The sequence below is a fragment of the Pantoea sp. RG18 genome, from assembly GCF_025910075.1.
Taxonomy (GTDB): domain Bacteria; phylum Pseudomonadota; class Gammaproteobacteria; order Enterobacterales; family Enterobacteriaceae; genus Pantoea; species Pantoea agglomerans.
Map to the genome: position 1 here is coordinate 41,771 of NZ_JAPCIL010000001.1, position 18,208 is coordinate 59,978.

Sequence of the window (18,208 nt, forward strand, 5' to 3'; positions counted from 1 at the left end):
TGAATGTCTGTAACACGTATAAGAGTGAAAGAACGCGATGCTATTATTCAATCACTTAAGTCAGGTGTAACGCCAAGGATAGGCATTCAGCATATCCAGGTTGGCCGCGTGAATGAGATCACTGCTCTCCATCAGGATATTGAGAGGATTGCTGACGGTGGTGCAAGCTTCAGGCTTATCATCGGTGAGTATGGTTCTGGTAAAACGTTCTTTCTGAGTGTTGTGCGCTCTATTGCGCTAGAGAAGAAGCTGGTGTCAGTCAGTGCAGATCTTTCTCCTGACAGACGTATTCACTCATCGGGAGGTCAGGCTCGTAATCTCTATTCAGAACTTATGAAAAACATGTCCACCAGAAACAAGCCGGATGGTAATGCGTTACTTAGCGTTGTTGAAAGGTTCGTTACCGAGGCAAGAAAGGAAGCTGACACGGACGGCTCAGAGGTTTCATCAGTTATTCATAAACGCCTGGCAGCTCTGTCAGATATGGTGGGCGGATATGACTTTGCGAAGGTCATTGATGCATTCTGGCGGGGACATGAGCAGGATAACGAAACGCTAAAATCTAATGCCATTCGCTGGTTGCGGGGAGAGTACACCACCAAAACTGATGCTCGAAACGATCTCGATGTTCGGACTATTATCTCAGACGCTTCATTCTATGATTCTTTGAAACTGATGAGTCTTTTTGTCCGACAGGCAGGCTATGCCGGTCTTTTGGTCAGCCTCGACGAAATGGTGAACCTCTTTAAGCTGAATAATACGCAAGCAAGAACAGCGAACTACGAACAGATTCTGCGGATTCTGAATGACTGCCTGCAAGGCTCAGCCGAGAATATTGGTTTTATTCTCGGGGGGACGCCAGAGTTCCTTTTCGATCCGCGCAAAGGTCTTTACAGCTATGAGGCGCTCCAATCACGTCTGGCTGAAAACCGGTTCGCGCAAAAAGCGGGAGTGATTGACTATTCGTCTCCCACTTTGCATCTTGCAAGCCTCACCCCTGAGGAACTCTATATTTTACTGAGAAATCTTCGCCATGTTTTTGCAGGCGGAGAGTTAGAGAATTATCTGGTACCAGATGAGGCACTGACTGGATTTCTGCATCATTGTAGTAAAACCATTGGAGACGCTTACTTCCGTACCCCCCGTAATACCATAAAAGGTTTCCTGGATATGCTGGCCGTGCTGGAACAAAACAGAACGATGAACTGGCAAACACTAATCGAGGATGTGGCAATTGAAGTGGACAGACCCAGCGATATGGATGACGCCATTGTGGAGGAAAGTGATGACGACGACGGCCTTGCGAACTTCAAACTATGAGCAGTGCCTACGATAGTCTCGATCCCCGCGTCCGTAAGTGGGTTTACAAGCAGGGGTGGTCTACATTAAGGCCCTTGCAGGAGAGTTCTATCCCGGAAATTTTAGCCCGTGATCGAGATGTGCTAATTAGTGCAGGTACAGCAGCGGGTAAAACAGAGGCTTTCTTTCTTCCTGCCTGTTCGGCAGTTGCAGATCTCACTGATGGATTTGGCATCATCTATATCAGTCCGTTGAAGGCATTGATTAACGATCAGCATCGTCGTCTTGAGAGCCTTGGCGATGCATTGGACATGCCAGTGACTCCCTGGCACGGGGATGTACCACAAAGCAAAAAGAAGAAGGCTCGGACGAACCCAGCTGGCATTTTACTGATTACACCTGAGTCACTTGAGTCTTTACTCATAAACTCAATGGGCTGGCTCAAACAGGCGTTTTCTTCAGTCGCATACATTGTTATTGATGAGTTTCACGCTTTTATTGGCTCAGAGCGAGGCGTACAGCTGCTTTCTCTGCTCAATAGAATTGACCATGTGCTAGGACGCCAGGTAAATCCAATTCCCCGCGTTGCGTTGAGTGCCACGCTGGGGGAACTGGATAAAGTGCCTGAACTGTTGCGCCCGGACAAACGACTCCCCTGCGTAACTGTTACTGATAGTAATAGCACGGCCACTCTTCAGGTACAGGTCAAAGGGTACCTGGAGCGAGTACTCCAAAAAGAGAAAGAACTTCAGAGTTCAGCTGAACATGACGTTTGCTCTGACATTTTTAGACTTTGCCGTGGCGATTCTCATTTGGTCTTTGCAAACAGCCGAAAGCGCACTGAAAGCATTGCGGCAACGTTGAGCGACATGTGTGAGGAACATATTGTTCCGAATGAATTTTTTCCCCACCATGGTTCTCTTGCCAGGGAAATACGTGAGGCGCTTGAAGCTCGGCTTCAGAAAGGAAATTTACCCACAACAGCTGTTTGTACAATGACACTCGAGTTGGGAATTGATATCGGTAAGGTTAAGTCGGTTGTTCAAGTTACGCCTCCGCATTCTGTTTCCAGTCTGCGTCAGCGCATGGGGCGTTCTGGGCGACGCGACTCCCCATCAGTTCTAAGAATGCTAATTACAGAAAATGAGCTTACTGTGACTAGCAGTATCGTTGACCACCTACGGCTGCAGTTGGTCCAGTCGATGGCAATGATCAGACTGATGATCTCTAAACAATGGTTTGAACCAGCTGATGCTCGACAGATGCATTACTCCACGCTGCTACACCAGGTTCTTGCTATTACGGCACAATGGGGTGGAGTTCGTGCTGATCAGCTCTGGTCACAACTATGTCAGACAGGGCCGTTTAAAAATGTAGATTTAAACGATTTCAAAAGTCTGCTTAGACATATGGGAACCTGTGGCCTGCTCACTCAACTTGCTAGCGGCGAAATGGTTGTTGGGGCAGAGGGGGAGAAACTGACTAACCATTACACTTTTTATGCCGTGTTCAATACACCAGAAGAGTTCCGCATTGTCACCGGAAACAGAACCCTTGGAACAATACCTGTGGACTCCCCACTGCTACCAGACCAACACATCATCTTCGGTGGGCGGCGCTGGAAAGTGACAGAGATCGAGACAGAGAGAAAAGTTATCTATGTAGAGGCGACCAAAGGCGGTCAGCCACCACAATTTAGTGGGGGAGGAATGTCTATTCATGATGCCGTTCGTCAGGAAATGCTCGCTATCTATAGGGAAAGTGATTACCGCATAGCGATAGGTTGTAAGAGAGTAGATTATGCCGATGCTGCCGCCAGAAACCTATTTGCGGAAGGCAGTAGTAACTTTCAGCGTTATAACCTGCAAAATGAGTATTTTATTACGAGTGGGCAACACTGTTACGTAATTCCCTGGATGGGGGATAAAGTTGTGAATACGATTACAGCCTTGCTCATACGTTGTGGTTTTAAAGCTAATTCTTTCGCAGGTGTTATCGAGATTGATGATGCCAGTGTAACAACTGTTCAACAGGCGCTTAAAAAAATGCTGTTGTCAGGCTTACCATCTGCATTTGATCTTGCTACAGATGTTCCAGAAAAGTACTTGGATAAATATGACGAGTATTTACCAGAGTCCCTTCTTGCGAAGGGATTTGGGGAAAAAGCGTATGACATTGAAGGTACCTGTATTTGGTTGAAGCAGCATCTTCAATAAACTAGCTACGCAATAGTGGGATTTGTTCCCCCGTTGTTTGAGGCCAGTTGCTGTTAGCAATGCCCCCTCTTGGTGCAAAGCGGACGATGAGGATTCTGCTCAACGTCACCTAGTTCAGCTCCTGGCGTTAAGATGCTCGCGAGTTGGGCCTTGTTTGGAATCCAATCAGTTGTCTTCAGACTTCACGGGACAAATTACAAACACAAAAAAGCCCGCAAGGCTTTCACCTTGCGGGCTCTCAGGACTTCGATGATGGTTCTGGTAACCATCAACCAAGAATTTTGGTGGAGCTGGCGGGAGTTGAACCCGCGTCCGAAATTACTACACCGTCGGCACTACATGCTTAGTCAGTTTTTACATTCGCCGGTTAGCTGCGAACAGACACGCCACTAACAGACTAGCCTGATTGGATTTAACGCTTCAACCCCAGGCAAGGCATCCACGCGATCTCTTTTGGGTTTGACTTCTCTTGATCCCCGTCTTAAGAGCGGAAGCTAGGGAGAGAAGGCTCTAAGCAGGTTATTAAGCTGCTAGTGCGTAGTTTTCGTCGTTTGCGACTATTTTTTTGCGGCTTTTTACGAGGCAAACCGCCCCTCGGCATGCTCCTAAGGCTTCACAATCCCGTCGAGTCCAGAATCAGCCCCAGAACTTCAAATACTAACAACAAAAAAACTAAAAATCCAGTGCTTAACGCTTTGAATTCTTCATGATACGTGCTTTGTCTAATTGCCATTCGCGGTCTTTGATATCATCGCGCTTGTCGTGCTCTTTTTTACCGCGTGCAACACCAATCTTCAGTTTGCACCAGGCGTTCTTCCAGTACAACGACAGCGCCACGATGGTGTAGCCTTCGCGGTTGACGCGGCCATACAGGGAGTCGAGTTCACGTTGCTTCAGCAGCAGCTTACGGCTGCGCGTTGGGTCACAGACCACGTGACTGGAGGCAACGGCTAAGGGTTGAAAGGTTGAACCGAACAGAAAGGCTTCGCCATCGCGCAGCAGAATATAGCTGTCGCTGATGTTGGCTTTACCAGCACGAAGTGACTTAACTTCCCATCCTTGTAACGACAATCCCGCTTCATACTCCTCTTCAATGAAGTACTCGTGACGGGCGCGTTTGTTCATGGCAACAGTGGCAGAACCGGGTTTGTGTGCTTTTTTCTTTGTCATAGTGCGGCGTATTTTACATCACTTAGTCGGTTATCGCATCCCCAGTCCAGCGGGGCGGCAGGAAACGGGATATTCTAGCACACCCTCACTCGGGGACATTTTTGTTTAATCGCTGAAAATGCTATTATTCAGCGGTTTCGTGATGAACAGGAACCATTATGGCTCAGATTAGTCGTTCGGCGCTGGTCCCGTTTAGTGCCGGGCAGATGTACAAACTTGTAAATGATGTGGATGCCTATCCGCAATTCCTGCCGGGTTGCACCGGAAGCCGCGTGCTGGATGCGTCAGATAATCAGATGACTGCGTCCGTGGATGTGTCGAAAGCGGGCATCAGCAAGACATTTACCACCCGCAATACCCTGACAGATAACCAGAGCATCCATATGCAACTGGTTGATGGACCGTTCCGCAAGCTGACCGGCGGCTGGAAGTTCGTCTCGCTGGGCGATGACGCCTGCAAGGTTGAATTAAGCCTGGAGTTTGAATTCACCAACATGCTGGTAGAGATGGCCTTTGGACGTATCTTCAAAGAGCTTGCTAACAGCATGGTGCAGGCTTTCACTCAGCGTGCCAAAGAGGTCTACAGTGCCTGAGATCTCCGTTGAGGTGGTCTACGCCTTACCTGAAAAACAGTATCAGCTTTACGTGAAAGTGGAGCAGGGCAGTACGGTAGAGCAGGCCATCCAAAAGTCAGGGCTACTGGAACTGCGTCGGGAGATTGACCTCACCAGTAATAAAGTCGGCATCTACAGTCGGCCAGTGAAGCTGGGTGATGAGGTTAATGAGGGCGATCGTATTGAGATCTATCGTCCGCTGATTGCCGATCCCAAAGAGCTGCGCCGTCAGCGCGCAGAGCGAGCGGCAGAAAGCAAAAAATAAGTCGCTATCCCTTCAGGCTCAGTGGATAGCGGGCATAAAAAAAGGCGCTCAGTGCGCCTTTTTGCTGTCTGCCGTTTAAACGGTCTTCCGTTCAATCAGTCGCTGTTTCTGGCCAGATTCTGCTTATTGTCGATGTTAGTCAGAACACCGTTGCCATCAAAGTTCAGCGTCAGCGTCTGCTGCTTCACGCGCTCATGACCTGGCTCCTGACGGAACACGTAATACCATACGTTGCTGCCAAACGGGTCTTTCATCATCGGCGTACCGAGGGTGTAAGCCACCTGTTGCTGTGTCATACCGGTATGGATCTTGGCTACGTCGTTAGCTACCAGATAGTTACCCTGGTTGATATCAGGACGATAGACCACGCGCTCTAAGGTGGAACATCCGGCGGTCATCATCAACATTACTACTGCCGCGGCAGTCAGCGTTTTACAGCGCATCTATACATTCCTTTTCCGGGGCCAAACGCCTTTTACAGGCGGTTTTCTTGCCATCAAAATCTGAACTCTGCCTGCGGCAGGCTTTATTACTTTGGCGACATAAGTGCCGATGATAATAAACCTTTTCGCTATTGGAAACCTCTACAGAGCAAGCTTATGACCCCAGCCGGTTAAAAAAGTGCGCTGCTATGCGGCTAAAAGTTCTTTTGCGTTGGCCAGGGTATTGCGTGTGACCTCGCTGCCACCCAGCAGTCGCGCCAGTTCCTGCAGACGTGCACGCTTGTCCAGTGGCTGCATATGGGTCTCGGTCATCGCTCCATCGGTCTCTTTGCTGACATAAAAATGCTGATGACCACAACCGGCAACCTGCGGCAGGTGGGTTACACACATCACCTGAGTCGATTCGCCCAGCTGACGCAACAGCTTACCTACCACGGCGGCGGTCGGGCCGCTGATGCCGACATCCACTTCATCGAAAATCATCGCCGGCGTTTCCATTTTCTTCGCGGTGATTACCTGAATCGCCAGGGCGATACGTGACAGTTCACCGCCTGAAGCAACTTTGCCCAGCGGCTGCAGTGGCTGACCTGGGTTAGTCGTCACCTGGAAATCAACGCGGCTCGCACCGTCTGCGGTCAGCTGATCCGGATTAAAGGTCAGCGCGATTTTAAACTGGCCATGCGGCATCGAGAGCAGGTGCATACTCTGGGTAATCAGCAGCTGCAACTCATCGGCATAGTGGCTGCGCTGCTGATGCAGCTGCTCTGCGCTTTGCAGCGCGGCCTGATAGTGTTCACCCACCAGTAATTGCAGGCTCTCCTGATCGCTCTCCTGCTGAGACAGCAATTCCGCTTCCGCCAGCAGTTGCTGATGCAGTTCAGGCAGCCCTTCAGGGGTGACGTGATGCTTACGGGCTAAGGCGATCTGGCGCGAAATACGCTGTTCCAGTTCATACAGGCGGTTAGGATCCAGATCGAGGCTGTCGCAGTAGTGGCGCAGCTCATCGCTGGCTTCGCTCAGCTGAATCGCCGCCTCTTCCAGCAGGTTGTGAACGCCGTTCAGTTTCTCATCCAGCGAGGTCAGTTCTGAAATCATCTCACGGGCGCTGTAGAGCAGGCTGTTGAGATTATTGTCATCGCTGTCTGCTAACAGTTGCAGTGCCTGCTGGCTGGTTGACAGCAACTGTCCGCTGTTGGCCAGACGCTTATACTCTTCGTCGATCTGCTCATATTCACCCTGCTGCGGAGCGAAGTCGTTCAGCTCTTTCAGCTGATACTGCAACAGCTCGCGGCGGGATTCGCGCTCCTGCGCCTGCTGCTGATGCAGCGCCAGGGTGCGGCAGCTCTGATGCCAGGTCTGATAGCTGGCGCGCATTTGCTGCAGCAGATCGTCGTGACCGGCATAGGCATCCAGCAGATGTTTCTGATGGTCTGGTTTGAGCAGAAGCTGATGGGCATGCTGGCCGTGAATCTGAATCAGTAACTGGCCGAGATCGCGCAGCTGAGAGAGCGGCACTGCCGTGCCGTTGATAAAGCCGCGGGAACGTCCGTCAGCGCTGATAACCCGGCGCAGCAGACATTCGTTGCCGTCATCCAGATGATTATCTATCAGCCAGCGCTGAGCAGAAGGGGAGGACTTAAGCTGGAAGCGGGCGCAGAGGTCGGCCCGGCAGGCACCCTGACGGACCATGTCGGCATCAGCACGACCGCCCAGGCATAATCCCAGCGCATCAATCGCGATAGACTTACCGGCACCGGTCTCACCAGTGATTGCTGTCATGCCGCGTTGAAAATCAATGTCGAGCTCACGAACGATAGCGAAATTACTGATGGTCAGTTGGGCCAGCATAGGTTCACCTGTATGAATAAACACATATGGTTTTTCATACAGTATAAACTGGTTTTTTATCCAGTAAAGAGGGGAGGCTGCATTTCAGAACAATTTTTTTGACCAGCCCAGTTTTGAACTCAGCGTATTGAAATAGCTGTAGTTTTTGGGGTGAATCAGGTTCAGGTGGTTGCTGCTGCGTCGAATCAGTACATCCTCGCCTTCCTGAATCGGCAGCGCAATCTGGCTGTCACAGCTGATTTCCAGGTCGCTGCGGCGTGAGGAAAAGCGCAAACGGATGGTACTGCTGCTGTTGATGACCAGTGGCCGCGCTGACAGCGTATGCGGGAACATCGGCACCAGCACAATCGCTTCAAGTGACGGCGTCAGAATCGGGCCGCCCGCAGAGAGTGAATAGGCGGTCGAGCCGGTGGGTGTCGAGATAATCAGCCCATCTGATCGCTGGGAGAAGGCGAACACTTCATCGATGTAGACTTCAAATTCGATCATGTGCGCGACTTTGCCGGGATGCAGCACCACTTCGTTGATAGCGGAGCCAATGCGCGGCGAGCAGTCAGATTTGCACACCTGCGCTTCCAGCAGAAAGCGGCTTTCGACGAAATAGTTGCCCTGTAGCACCTCATCCAGCTGCTGCTGCGCATTGTCTGGATCAAGATCGGTGAGAAAGCCGAGATTACCGCGGTTAATCCCAATCACTTTAATGTCGTAGCGCGCCAGCACCCGCGCTGCGCCCAGCATATTGCCATCACCGCCCACCACGACCGCTAAATCGGCTTGCTGACCAATCTCCGCCAGCGTGCCCGTCTGCACGTCGTGAAGCGACAGCTCCTGCGCAATTTGCTTCTCAACGATCACTTGATAACCTTTGGCTGTCAGCCAGCGCCAGAGCATCTCATGCGTGGTTAACGCGGTGGGATGGCGCGGATGACCCACAATACCAATGCAGTTAAAGTGTTTGTTCATCTGGTCGGTGTTCCTTATAAGCCAAAACGGTAAGGCAATGTGATAGGTTCCCTTGAATCCGTCATACCAATCCCCATAATAAGCCAACCAGCGAAATGAATGTGCAAAACGCGGAGAAATTCATGAGTAGTAAAGAACAGAACACCCCAAACGAGCAAGTCTCAGACGAAATTCAGCAGGATCAGCAGCAACCTCAGGAAGCGGAGACAGCGGCAGAGGTGGATCCGCGTGATGAGCGTATTGCTCAGCTCGAAGCTGAATTAGCGCAGTCGCAGACCGGTGTGCGCGATGCCCAGCTGCGTGCGCAGGCAGAGATTGAGAACATTCGTCGTCGTGCCGAGATGGACGTTGAGAAGGCGCACAAATTTGCGCTGGAGAAGTTTGCCAACGAACTGCTGCCGGTAATCGACAGCCTCGAACGTGCGCTGGAAGTGGCGAACAAAGAGGACCCACAGCTGGCTTCGATGATTGAAGGGATTGAACTGACCCTGAAAGGCCTGCTGGGCGCCGTGCGTAAATTCGGTGTTGAAGTGGTCGGCGAAACCGGCGTGCCGTTTAACCCGGAAGTGCATCAGGCGATGTCGATGATGGAGTCTGAAGAGTTTGAGCCAAACCATGTCATGCTGGTGATGCAGCGTGGCTATACGCTGAATGGTCGCCTGCTGCGCCCGGCGATGGTTGCGGTTTCCAAAGCGAAAAGCTGATTCAACGCCTGAATCCCGTTACACGGCCGCGCACTGACGCGGCCGTGTGCTTTCTGGCGTTAGTCCGGTAAAACCGGCGTCCAGTCCACCGGCTTTTTACCGGCAGCGCTCAGCAGCTCATTGGTTGTTGAAAAGTGTTTGCAGCCGAAAAAGCCACGATGCGCGGAGAGCGGCGAGGGATGCGGAGCCTGCAACACGTGATGGCGCTGGCGATCGATAATGCTGCCTTTCTTCTGCGCATGTGAACCCCACAGCAGAAAAATCACCCCTTCACAGTGCTGGTTAATCGCCGCAATCACATTATCCGTAAAGGTCTCCCAGCCAAATCGCGCATGGGAATGCGCTTTACCTGCCTCAACCGTCAACACGGTGTTGAGCAACATCACGCCCTGTTTTGCCCAGCTCTCAAGAAAGCCGTGACTGGGCTTCTGAAAGCCTGGAATATCCTGCATCAGCTCTTTGTAGATATTCTGCAGCGAGGGCGGCACCTGGACGCCGGGCAGTACCGAGAAGGCCAGGCCGTGCGCCTGATGAGGCCCGTGATAGGGATCCTGACCGAGTATCACGACGTTGACGTCGCCCAGTTCCGTCAGGCGAAAGGCGTTGAAGACATCTTTCTGCGGCGGATAGACCGTGACACCTGCGGCGCGTTGATCGGCGACCTGCTTCAGCGTCTCGATAAAATAGGGTTTCTCTTTCTCTTCAGCCAGCACGTCGTGCCAGGTCAGCTTTTCAGCCATGTTTAACTCCCTTAACGTTAGTGCCATAAGCTTAGCGGTTCCTGCCGCTGACCTGAAGGCAAAAATAATTTGAATAATACAAATTAAGTTTAGGTGGCAGGGGTATTGAGATCAACGGGTTAGCTTAAAAGCGGTCGGAATGCCTGATTAATATTGATACAGGTCAAAGCTGTCCGAAATCAAAGGTGATATACCGGGGCCTCAAATTTGATTTATCCACGTATTACCCGGGAGACGCAATCATGATCACTGGTATCCAGATCACTCAATCAAACAATTCACAACTACTGAACTCCTTCTGGCTGCTGGACGAAGAGAAAGCCGAAGCGCGTTGCTTGTGTGCAAAAGCGGGCTACGAAGAAGATCAGGTTGTCGCCATCAGCGAACTGGGCGAATTCGCTTACCGCGAAGTGCCGGTTGAAATCAAACCACAGGTACGTGTTGAAGGTGGACAGCATCTGAACGTCAACGTTCTGCGCCGCGAAACGCTGGAAGATGCAGTTAAACATCCTGAAAACTATCCGCAGCTGACCATCCGCGTTTCAGGCTATGCCGTGCGTTTTAACTCACTGACACCTGAGCAGCAGCGCGACGTCATTACCCGTACCTTTACTGAAAGTCTTTAAGCAGCCTGAGTTATCGGCTGCTGAAAATTAGCGCAAAGCGCACACAGCAATTTTTATTAATATTATGAATAAGATAACCAGTTAACTGCCCGGCACGCTGATGCCAGTGTCATGAAGAAAGCGCTCTGGCAGATAAAAGATTGTGAAAGGGCTGTTACTGATTATCAGATAAAAAAAATCGCCTCCTGTGAGGCGATTTTTTTATAGCTGCGATGATTTATTCCGCATTCTCGTTAGCTGGCGTACTGCCGCTTGCCTTGCGGCGTTTGCCGACATTTTTGGCATCACGATGGCGTTTTTTCACACGCGGTTTTTCTGTTTCACTGGCTTTCTGCTCTGCGCGCTTCGCCAGAACCTTTTTCGACGGTTTACCGGTCGTTTTGGCACTTGGCGCCCGCGTCTCAGGACGCAGCTCATCAATCACGCGCGCTTTGATCGGCTCGTTCACATAGCGGGTGATTTTGCCCAGCAGCACAAAATCGTGCGCTTCAACCAGTGAGATGGCGATGCCTTTACGGCCCGCACGGCCGGTACGCCCGATGCGGTGCAGATAGGTATCAGCGGTGCGCGTCATGTCATAGTTGAAGACGTGACTGACATCTTCAACGTCAATGCCGCGCGCGGCGATATCCGTCGCAACCAGCACGTTAACGCGGCCTTCACTCAGACGTTTAATCGCTTCGTTACGCTTCGCCTGCACCATTTCGCCTTCAAGATAGCTGCTACGAATCCCCGCTTCGTGCAGCCAGCTCACCAGCTCATGCAGACGTTCACGCTTACGCACGAACACGATGCTGCGCGTCACATCCGGCTGTTTCAGCAGATGGATCAGTAATTTGGTTTTGTGCTGCAGATCGTCAGCGCGGTAGTACCACTGCTGGATCTTTTTGCGCTCACGGCGGCTTGGGTCCGCTTCCAGCTCAACCGGATCGTTCAGCAGACGCTCGGCGAAGTCACGGATATTGTCGCCTTCCAGCGTGGCAGAGAACAGCAGGGTCTGCTTGCGCCAGCGCGTTTCAGCCGCGATGGTTTCGATATCCTGGGCAAAGCCCATATCGAGCATGCGGTCCGCTTCATCCAGCACCAGGGTTTCTACTGCACGGCAGTCAAAGTTCTCTTCTTTGATGTACTGCAGCAGACGGCCGGTGGTGGCGACCACGATGTCCTGGTTTTCGCTGAACACTTCGGCATGGTTCATATAGGCCACGCCGCCGGTAATGGTGGCGATGTCCAGATGGGTATGTTTCGCCAGCTCACGCGCATGATCGGCGACCTGCATCGCCAGTTCGCGGGTCGGGGTCACAATCAGGATGCGTGGCGGGCCAGATTTCTTACGCGGAAAATCAAGGAGGTGCTGCAACGCCGGTAACAGATACGCGGCAGTTTTCCCGGTCCCTGTAGGTGCCGAACCCAGAACGTCACGGCCCTCCAGCGCGGGCGGAATTGCAGCAGCCTGGATCACTGTTGGGCGCGTAAAGCCTTTTTCCTGCAACGCTTGTAGCAGGCTTTCGTCGAGTTCGAGTTCGGAAAATGTGGTTACTGTCATGGTCTACCTCAGTTTGGGGCGCTGATTATAGACAGATCAGACTGAATCTTCATCTGTTAATCCGTTTCGGCTGCGCCTGGGGTTGTCTGCCGCGTGAATTCCCTCTGTTGTCACGTTACACTCATGCGCTGCCGTACGGCAGGAAAAAAACGATGGTAGTGACGAATGATGCAGGATAAGCCGCGTGAACGGCCACAGTTAAACAAGAACGGTTTTACCTTTAAACAATTTTTTGTCGCGCACGATCGCTGTGCGATGAAAGTGGGCACCGATGCCATTCTGCTTGGGGCCTGGGCGCCGGTTGCCGGGGTAAAACGTATTCTGGATATTGGCAGCGGCAGCGGGCTTATCGCGCTGATGCTGGCGCAGCGTACGCCATCGCTGGTCAACATCGATGCGGTTGAGCTGGAACCGGAAGCCGCGCTTCAGGCGCAGGAGAATGTGCAGCAGTCGCCGTGGCCTGAACGTATTCAGGTTCATCAGCGTGATATCGCCGACTGGGCTGAACAGTGCGATAAACGTTACTCGCTAATCGTCAGCAATCCGCCTTATTTTGCACCTGGCGTGGCCTGTTCTACTGCGGCACGGGACAGCGCCCGTGCGACTGCCTCGCTCGATCATCAGACACTGTTGCGCAGTGCTGCATTACTGATTGAAGAAGAGGGGATGTTCTGCGTGGTGCTGCCCACCGCGACCGGCCAGGAATTCATCGCCCTGGCGCAGGCGGATGGCTGGCATCTGCGTTTCCGGCTGGACGTGGCGGAATATGCCCATCGTCCGCCGCACCGCGTCCTGCTGGGGCTGTCGCCGCAGGCCGGGGAAACCCTGCTGGAGCGCCTTGCTATCCGCACGCCGGACACCCGCTATTCTGATGAGTGGTGTAGCCTGACGCGGGAGTTCTACCTTTTTATGTAGTCCGGCGGCGTCAGGATGGTTGGCCGCGCCTCGGGCAGTAAATCCGGGTAGTCGCGGATATAGTGCAGGCCGCGACTCTCTTTTCGCTCCAGCGCACAGCGCACCATCAGGTCAGCGACCTGCACCAGATTCCGTAGCTCCAGCAGATTATTGGAGAGGCGGAAATGACGATAATATTCATCGATCTCCTGCTGAAGGAGGTTGATGCGGCGCAGCGCCCGCTCCAGCCGCCGGGTCGTGCGGACGATTCCCATGTAATCCCACATGAATAACCGCAGCTCGTGCCAGTTATGCTGGATCACCACGCGCTCATCGGCGTCATCGACCTGGCTTTCATCCCATGCGGGTAGCGCAGTAACGGCTTCGATGGCGGGCAGGGTGCGAATCAGCTCCTCTGCGGCGGACCAGCCATAAACCAGACACTCCAGCAGCGAATTGGATGCCATGCGGTTAGCGCCATGCAGGCCGGTATAACTCACCTCACCGATGGCATAGAGGCCACTTACGTCGGTCTGGCCATGCTGATCAACGACTACGCCGCCACAGGTATAGTGCGCGGCAGGCACAATCGGGATGGGTTCTTTGGTGAGGTCAAAGCCAAAGGTCAGCAACTTCTCATAGATCATCGGGAAGTGCGCGCGAACAAACTCCTCAGGCTGGTGGCTGATATCCAGATACATACAGTCAACGCCCAGCCGCTTCATCTCATGATCGATGGCCCGGGCGACGATATCGCGCGGGGCGAGTTCGGCACGCTCATCGAAATCAGGCATGAAACGGCTGCCATCGGGACGCAACAGCCAGGCACCTTCTCCGCGTAACGCTTCGGTTAACAGGAAATTCTGCGCCTGCGGATGAAACAGGCAGGTCGGGTGGAACTGATTAAATTCCAGATTGGCAACCCGGCAGCCGGCACGCCAGGCCATCGCGATGCCGTCACCGGAGGCGATGTCGGGATTAGTCGTATATTGATAGACCTTGGCGGCACCACCGGTTGCAACCACCACGGCCCGTGCCCGACAGGTTTCCACCTGTTCGCGATTACGGTTCCAGATCCACGCGCCTACTACACGGCGTGGGCCTGGCAGGCCGATTTTATCTGAAAGAATCAGATCGACCGCGTTGGTGCGTTCCAGAATCCGGATGTTGGGATGGCTCAACGCCTGGCTTACCAGCGTCGTTTCAACCGCATGGCCGGTAGCGTCAGCGCTGTGCAGGATACGGCGATGACTGTGGCCGCCTTCCCGCGTCAGGTGATAACGCATGTCGCCGGCCGCCTGCGGATCGAGATCAAAGGCGACACCGTTGTCGATCAGCCACTGCACGCAATGCCGGGCATTACTGGCGATAAACGAGACGGCTTCACGGTCGCATAATCCGGCACCGGCAATCAGCGTATCTTCGATGTGCGACTCGATACTGTCAGTCTCATCAAATACCGCAGCAATACCGCCCTGGGCGTAAAGGGTTGACCCCTCATTGACCTGCGCTTTACTGAGAACTGTCACCTGATACTGTTTTGCCAGCCGCAATGCCAGCGACAGGCCAGCAGCACCGCTGCCCACAATGAGTACATCACACTGATAATCCGGGTTCGCATTCATCATAATGTTTAATTTACTAAACAAGAATAGGGCTGAGCATAAGCGCAATGGGGGTTGTTGTGAAGTATTTTAAACATCTGGCGCAGGTTTTTGTCTGATGATTTCCCAAAGTTACTTAATATCAGTGAGTTAAAACCGGACTGCTTTTGGCGCGGTTTTTTATAGCAAACTTATTAAACCTAAAGGATTTAATGATGAAAAAGCTGTTGTCATAGGTTACTCTGCCTGCGATTTACGCTCCTTACACTGAACGAAAACGAAGAACCTGTGTAATGTCCATCGGAGCGGTAAATATCAGGGCGAGAAGTGAACTTCGCACCACATCACAACTCTAAGCGCATGCTTGCTCAGAACCATGAGATGTGCTGGCAGTTACTTTATGCGTATGAAAAATTTGGGGAGACATTACCTCGGATGAGCGAGCAGTTGACGGACCAGGTCCTTGTCGAGCGCGTACAGAAGGGAGATCAAAAAGCTTTCAACTTACTGGTGATTCGTTACCAGCATAAAGTGGCGAGCCTGGTTTCACGCTATGTTCCCTCGGGCGACGTACCTGATGTAGTACAGGAATCGTTTATTAAAGCGTATCGCGCGCTGGATTCATTCCGGGGCGATAGCGCGTTTTATACCTGGCTGTACCGCATTGCGGTAAATACAGCGAAAAATTACCTGGTTGCTCAGGGGCGTCGTCCGCCATCCAGCGATGTGGATGCTATTGACGCAGAAAATTTCGAAAGTGCGGGTGCATTAAAAGAAATTTCGAACCCTGAGAACTTAATGTTGTCAGAAGAATTGAAACAAATTGTCTTTCGTACCATCGAGGCGCTACCCGAGGACTTGCGTATGGCAATCACCCTCAGGGAACTGGACGGTCTGAGTTATGAAGAGATCGCCGTCATTATGAATTGCCCGGTAGGCACTGTTCGATCACGTATCTTTCGTGCGCGAGAGGCCATTGATAACAAAGTTCAACCGCTTATCCAACGTCAGTGATAACGGCTACTGGAAGGGTACATAGGCATGCAGAAAGAAAAACTTTCCGCTTTAATGGATGGTGAGACCTTAGATAACGAGCTGTTTTCCGCCTTGTCTAAGGACGCAGAATTACAGAAAAGCTGGGCAAGCTATCATCTCATTCGCGATACCATGCGCGGTGATGTGGGCGATGTCCTGCATTTTGATATTTCTGCGCGCGTCGCTGCTGCCATCGAAAAAGAACCGTTGCGTACGGTTACAACGTTGATCCCTGAAGCTCAGCCAGAACCTTCCCGCTGGGAAAAAATGCCGTTCTGGAAAAAAGCGCGCCCGTGGGCTGCGCAACTGACCCAGGTCGGTGTCGCTGCCTGTGTTTCACTGGCCGTGATCGTAGGCGTTCAGCACTATAACCAGCCAGAGGGCAGCGCCACGCAGACCTCTGACTCTCCGGTGTTCAATACGATGCCGATGATGGGCAAAGCGTCTCCGGTGAGCCTGGGCGTGCCTTCTGATGCATTTGACACCAACAGTTCTAACCAGCAGGTTCAGGACCAGCGTCGTCGCGTAAATGCCATGCTGCAGGATTACGAACTGCAACGTCGCCTGCACGCTGACCAGCTGCAGTTTGAAACCACTGCGCCAAAACAGGCGCAGGTTGATGTTCCCGGAAATCAATCATTAGGACAGCAACAGCAGTAATGAAGCCGCTTTGGTATGCTGTTAGCCTGCTGACAGGCAGCCTGTTGTGGTCATCTGCCGCCCCGGCGCAACCTTCTGCGTCCGGGGCGCTATTGCAGCAGATGGAGCAGGCAAGTCAGAACCTCAACTACGAATTCGCCTATATCAACGTCTCCCGCATCGGCATCGAATCGCTGCGTTATCGTCATGCTGTAATCGATAACCGGATATTCGCGCAGCTGTTGCAGATGGACGGGCCACGTCGGGAAGTGATCCAGCGCGGCAACGATATCAGTTACTTCGAACCCGGCCTCGATCCCTTTTCGCTCCCCGGTAATCACATTATCGATGCTTTGCCGTCGGTGATTTTTGCTGACTTCACCAAGCTCGCTACAGCCTATGATTTTATTACCGTAGGCCGCTCGCGCATTGCCGATCAGATGTGTGATGTGTTGCGCATCGTTTCACGCGATGGCACCCGTTACAGCTATGTGGTCTGGCTGGATGTGGACACCAAGCTGCCGCTGCGCATCGACCTGCTCGATCGTGACGGCGAAACGCTGGAGCAGTTCCGCGTCATCAGCTTTGCGGTGGACGAAGGGGTGCGCAATCTGATGAAGGGTCTGGAGAAAGCCAATCTGCCTCCGTCGCTATCGGTGCCGAAAGGGGATGCGGTCACGCTCACCTGGCAGCCAGGCTGGATACCTGCCGGTATGTCGCTGGTGTCGCAGAATCGCCGCACGCTACCCGGTCTGAATAAAAATATGGAATCGAAGCTCTACAGCGATGGCCTGTTTAGTTTCGCGATCAACGTGACGCCGGCCGATAAAACCAGCACAACGCAGACATTGCGCACTGGGCGTCGTACGGTCCAGACCGTTGTGCGCAATAATAACGAAATAGCAGTGATCGGCGAATTACCGCCCTCGACCGCAAAACGTATTGCGGACAGCATCGACCTGGGGTCACAAAAATGATGAGAGAATGGGCCACCGTGGTGGCATGGCAGGATGGCATCGCCACGCTGCACACCGAAGCTAAAACCTCCTGTAACAGCTGCCAGGCACGTAAAGGTTGTGGCAGCCATATGCTGAATAAGCTCGGTCCGAAGAATGCCCACGTGATGCAAATCGCCAGCAGCAAGCCGCTGCAGCCGGGGCAGCGGATCGAACTTGGTATCAAAGAGAGCAGCCTGCTGGGTTCAGCGTTGCTGGTCTACATGACGCCGCTGTTTGGCCTGTTCCTGGTTTCCGGGCTGTTTCAGGCGCTGTTCAGCAGCGATCTGGCCGCCGCCTGCGGTGCGCTGCTGGGCGGCATCGGGGGTTTTATTGTCGCCAAAGGCGTTTCAATGAAATTCGGCGATCGGGAAGCCTTTCAGCCGGTCATTCTGAACATCGCCTTGCCTCCCGATGCGCTGCGTGTTGAAAGCGAAGCGTAACGCACGTCCAGGCCGCGCATCCCGCGGCCTTTGTCTGTTCTGCCTCGCGCAGATATCTGTTTCGCTTCCACCACGTTCCATTCTTTTATGCGCGGCGTTAACAGTGTAATATGCGTCGTCATTAATGAGGCTGACAGGATTGTGGGTAAAGAGCGATCTTCCTG

Annotated in this window: 18 protein-coding genes and 1 other RNA gene; 11 read left to right on the plus strand and 8 right to left on the minus strand. The window is 52.7% G+C overall.

All coding sequences use genetic code 11. The features are described 5' to 3' along the window. The first annotated feature begins 3 nt into the window (after positions 1 to 3). On the plus strand, positions 4 to 1,320 hold the full coding sequence (locus OK409_RS00195) for an ATP-binding protein (protein ID WP_264366624.1): 1,317 nt from the start codon (positions 4 to 6) through the stop codon (positions 1,318 to 1,320). After that, positions 1,317 to 3,515 (plus strand): DEAD/DEAH box helicase, encoded by a 2,199-nt coding sequence (locus tag OK409_RS00200; RefSeq protein ID WP_264366625.1) that lies wholly within the window; start codon positions 1,317 to 1,319, stop codon positions 3,513 to 3,515. Before OK409_RS00195 ends, OK409_RS00200 begins: the two co-directional genes overlap by 4 nt. Before the next feature lie 282 nt (positions 3,516 to 3,797). Here the strand turns inward: OK409_RS00200 and ssrA are convergent. Further along, positions 3,798 to 4,159, minus strand: a transfer-messenger RNA (tmRNA) gene (ssrA, locus tag OK409_RS00205). Positions 4,160 to 4,202: 43 nt separating this feature from the next. Next, positions 4,203 to 4,685 carry an SsrA-binding protein SmpB gene (smpB, locus tag OK409_RS00210; protein ID WP_010257694.1) on the minus strand — a complete coding sequence of 161 codons (483 nt, stop codon included), beginning with the start codon at positions 4,683 to 4,685 and terminating at the stop codon, positions 4,203 to 4,205. Between the two features lie 158 nt (positions 4,686 to 4,843). Here smpB and OK409_RS00215 point away from each other — a divergent pair, with 158 nt between their 5' ends. After that, on the plus strand, positions 4,844 to 5,278 hold the full coding sequence (locus OK409_RS00215) for a type II toxin-antitoxin system RatA family toxin (protein ID WP_010257692.1): 435 nt from the start codon (positions 4,844 to 4,846) through the stop codon (positions 5,276 to 5,278). Next, positions 5,271 to 5,564: an RnfH family protein gene (locus tag OK409_RS00220; protein ID WP_010257690.1), complete on the plus strand. Its 294-nt coding sequence runs from the start codon at positions 5,271 to 5,273 to the stop codon at positions 5,562 to 5,564. Before OK409_RS00215 ends, OK409_RS00220 begins: the two co-directional genes overlap by 8 nt. Before the next feature lie 95 nt (positions 5,565 to 5,659). Here OK409_RS00220 and bamE read toward each other — a convergent pair whose 3' ends face one another. From bamE to nadK, 3 genes are all read right to left on the minus strand, one after another. Further along, positions 5,660 to 6,007 (minus strand): outer membrane protein assembly factor BamE, encoded by a 348-nt coding sequence (bamE, locus tag OK409_RS00225; RefSeq protein ID WP_010672176.1) that lies wholly within the window; start codon positions 6,005 to 6,007, stop codon positions 5,660 to 5,662. A gap of 186 nt (positions 6,008 to 6,193) precedes the next feature. Next, positions 6,194 to 7,855, minus strand: coding sequence for a DNA repair protein RecN (gene recN / locus OK409_RS00230; protein ID WP_264366626.1), 1,662 nt, complete (start codon positions 7,853 to 7,855; stop codon positions 6,194 to 6,196). A gap of 84 nt (positions 7,856 to 7,939) precedes the next feature. Beyond that, positions 7,940 to 8,818, minus strand: a complete 879-nt coding sequence (gene nadK, locus OK409_RS00235; protein ID WP_010672178.1) for an NAD(+) kinase — start codon at positions 8,816 to 8,818, stop codon at positions 7,940 to 7,942. 122 nt (positions 8,819 to 8,940) lie between these two features. On the opposite strand from nadK, the gene grpE reads away from it, so the two are divergent. Further along, positions 8,941 to 9,522, plus strand: a complete 582-nt coding sequence (grpE, locus tag OK409_RS00240; RefSeq protein ID WP_010257683.1) for a nucleotide exchange factor GrpE — start codon at positions 8,941 to 8,943, stop codon at positions 9,520 to 9,522. 59 nt (positions 9,523 to 9,581) lie between these two features. Here grpE and ung read toward each other — a convergent pair whose 3' ends face one another. Beyond that, positions 9,582 to 10,262, minus strand: a complete 681-nt coding sequence (gene ung, locus OK409_RS00245) for a uracil-DNA glycosylase (RefSeq protein WP_022624103.1) — start codon at positions 10,260 to 10,262, stop codon at positions 9,582 to 9,584. Between the two features lie 242 nt (positions 10,263 to 10,504). Between ung and grcA the strand changes: the two genes are divergently transcribed. Then, positions 10,505 to 10,888 carry an autonomous glycyl radical cofactor GrcA gene (gene grcA, locus OK409_RS00250; RefSeq protein ID WP_010672180.1) on the plus strand — a complete coding sequence of 128 codons (384 nt, stop codon included), beginning with the start codon at positions 10,505 to 10,507 and terminating at the stop codon, positions 10,886 to 10,888. Positions 10,889 to 11,105: 217 nt separating this feature from the next. Here the strand turns inward: grcA and srmB are convergent, their stop codons facing one another. Then, on the minus strand, positions 11,106 to 12,434 hold the full coding sequence (srmB, locus tag OK409_RS00255; protein WP_010257676.1) for an ATP-dependent RNA helicase SrmB: 1,329 nt from the start codon (positions 12,432 to 12,434) through the stop codon (positions 11,106 to 11,108). Positions 12,435 to 12,599: 165 nt separating this feature from the next. On the opposite strand from srmB, the gene trmN reads away from it, so the two are divergent. Next, positions 12,600 to 13,349, plus strand: coding sequence for a tRNA(1)(Val) (adenine(37)-N(6))-methyltransferase TrmN (gene trmN, locus OK409_RS00260; RefSeq protein ID WP_264366627.1), 750 nt, complete (start codon positions 12,600 to 12,602; stop codon positions 13,347 to 13,349). Here the strand turns inward: trmN and nadB are convergent. Continuing rightward, positions 13,334 to 14,953 carry an L-aspartate oxidase gene (gene nadB / locus OK409_RS00265; RefSeq protein WP_010671303.1) on the minus strand — a complete coding sequence of 540 codons (1,620 nt, stop codon included), beginning with the start codon at positions 14,951 to 14,953 and terminating at the stop codon, positions 13,334 to 13,336. The genes trmN and nadB overlap by 16 nt on opposite strands. A gap of 414 nt (positions 14,954 to 15,367) precedes the next feature. On the opposite strand from nadB, the gene rpoE reads away from it, so the two are divergent. Genes rpoE through rseC form a run of 4 tightly spaced genes read left to right on the plus strand, consistent with a single transcriptional unit; the run spans position 15,368 to position 18,044 of the window. Then, a complete protein-coding gene (gene rpoE / locus OK409_RS00270) occupies positions 15,368 to 15,946 on the plus strand; it encodes an RNA polymerase sigma factor RpoE (RefSeq protein ID WP_264366640.1) in 579 nt (192 codons plus the stop codon). Positions 15,947 to 15,973: 27 nt separating this feature from the next. Continuing rightward, positions 15,974 to 16,627: an anti-sigma-E factor RseA gene (rseA, locus tag OK409_RS00275; RefSeq protein ID WP_010257667.1), complete on the plus strand. Its 654-nt coding sequence runs from the start codon at positions 15,974 to 15,976 to the stop codon at positions 16,625 to 16,627. Next, a complete protein-coding gene (gene rseB / locus OK409_RS00280) occupies positions 16,627 to 17,583 on the plus strand; it encodes a sigma-E factor regulatory protein RseB (protein ID WP_022624108.1) in 957 nt (318 codons plus the stop codon). The genes rseA and rseB overlap by 1 nt, the downstream gene beginning before the upstream one ends. Further along, complete coding sequence (rseC, locus tag OK409_RS00285; RefSeq protein WP_010257664.1) at positions 17,580 to 18,044, plus strand: SoxR-reducing system protein RseC; 465 nt, start codon at positions 17,580 to 17,582, stop codon at positions 18,042 to 18,044. Before rseB ends, rseC begins: the two co-directional genes overlap by 4 nt. Positions 18,045 to 18,208: the final 164 nt, after the last annotated feature.

Coding starts and splice junctions, on each gene's coding strand:
- OK409_RS00195 (WP_264366624.1), top strand. CDS start 4: ATGTCTGTAACACGTATAAGAGTGAAAGAACGCGATGCTATTATTCAA.
- OK409_RS00200 (WP_264366625.1), top strand. CDS start 1,317: ATGAGCAGTGCCTACGATAGTCTCGATCCCCGCGTCCGTAAGTGGGTT.
- smpB (WP_010257694.1), bottom strand. CDS start 4,685: ATGACAAAGAAAAAAGCACACAAACCCGGTTCTGCCACTGTTGCCATG.
- OK409_RS00215 (WP_010257692.1), top strand. CDS start 4,844: ATGGCTCAGATTAGTCGTTCGGCGCTGGTCCCGTTTAGTGCCGGGCAG.
- bamE (WP_010672176.1), bottom strand. CDS start 6,007: ATGCGCTGTAAAACGCTGACTGCCGCGGCAGTAGTAATGTTGATGATG.
- recN (WP_264366626.1), bottom strand. CDS start 7,855: ATGCTGGCCCAACTGACCATCAGTAATTTCGCTATCGTTCGTGAGCTC.
- nadK (WP_010672178.1), bottom strand. CDS start 8,818: ATGAACAAACACTTTAACTGCATTGGTATTGTGGGTCATCCGCGCCAT.
- grpE (WP_010257683.1), top strand. CDS start 8,941: ATGAGTAGTAAAGAACAGAACACCCCAAACGAGCAAGTCTCAGACGAA.
- ung (WP_022624103.1), bottom strand. CDS start 10,262: ATGGCTGAAAAGCTGACCTGGCACGACGTGCTGGCTGAAGAGAAAGAG.
- grcA (WP_010672180.1), top strand. CDS start 10,505: ATGATCACTGGTATCCAGATCACTCAATCAAACAATTCACAACTACTG.
- srmB (WP_010257676.1), bottom strand. CDS start 12,434: ATGACAGTAACCACATTTTCCGAACTCGAACTCGACGAAAGCCTGCTA.
- trmN (WP_264366627.1), top strand. CDS start 12,600: ATGATGCAGGATAAGCCGCGTGAACGGCCACAGTTAAACAAGAACGGT.
- nadB (WP_010671303.1), bottom strand. CDS start 14,953: ATGAATGCGAACCCGGATTATCAGTGTGATGTACTCATTGTGGGCAGC.
- rpoE (WP_264366640.1), top strand. CDS start 15,368: ATGAGCGAGCAGTTGACGGACCAGGTCCTTGTCGAGCGCGTACAGAAG.
- rseA (WP_010257667.1), top strand. CDS start 15,974: ATGCAGAAAGAAAAACTTTCCGCTTTAATGGATGGTGAGACCTTAGAT.
- rseB (WP_022624108.1), top strand. CDS start 16,627: ATGAAGCCGCTTTGGTATGCTGTTAGCCTGCTGACAGGCAGCCTGTTG.
- rseC (WP_010257664.1), top strand. CDS start 17,580: ATGATGAGAGAATGGGCCACCGTGGTGGCATGGCAGGATGGCATCGCC.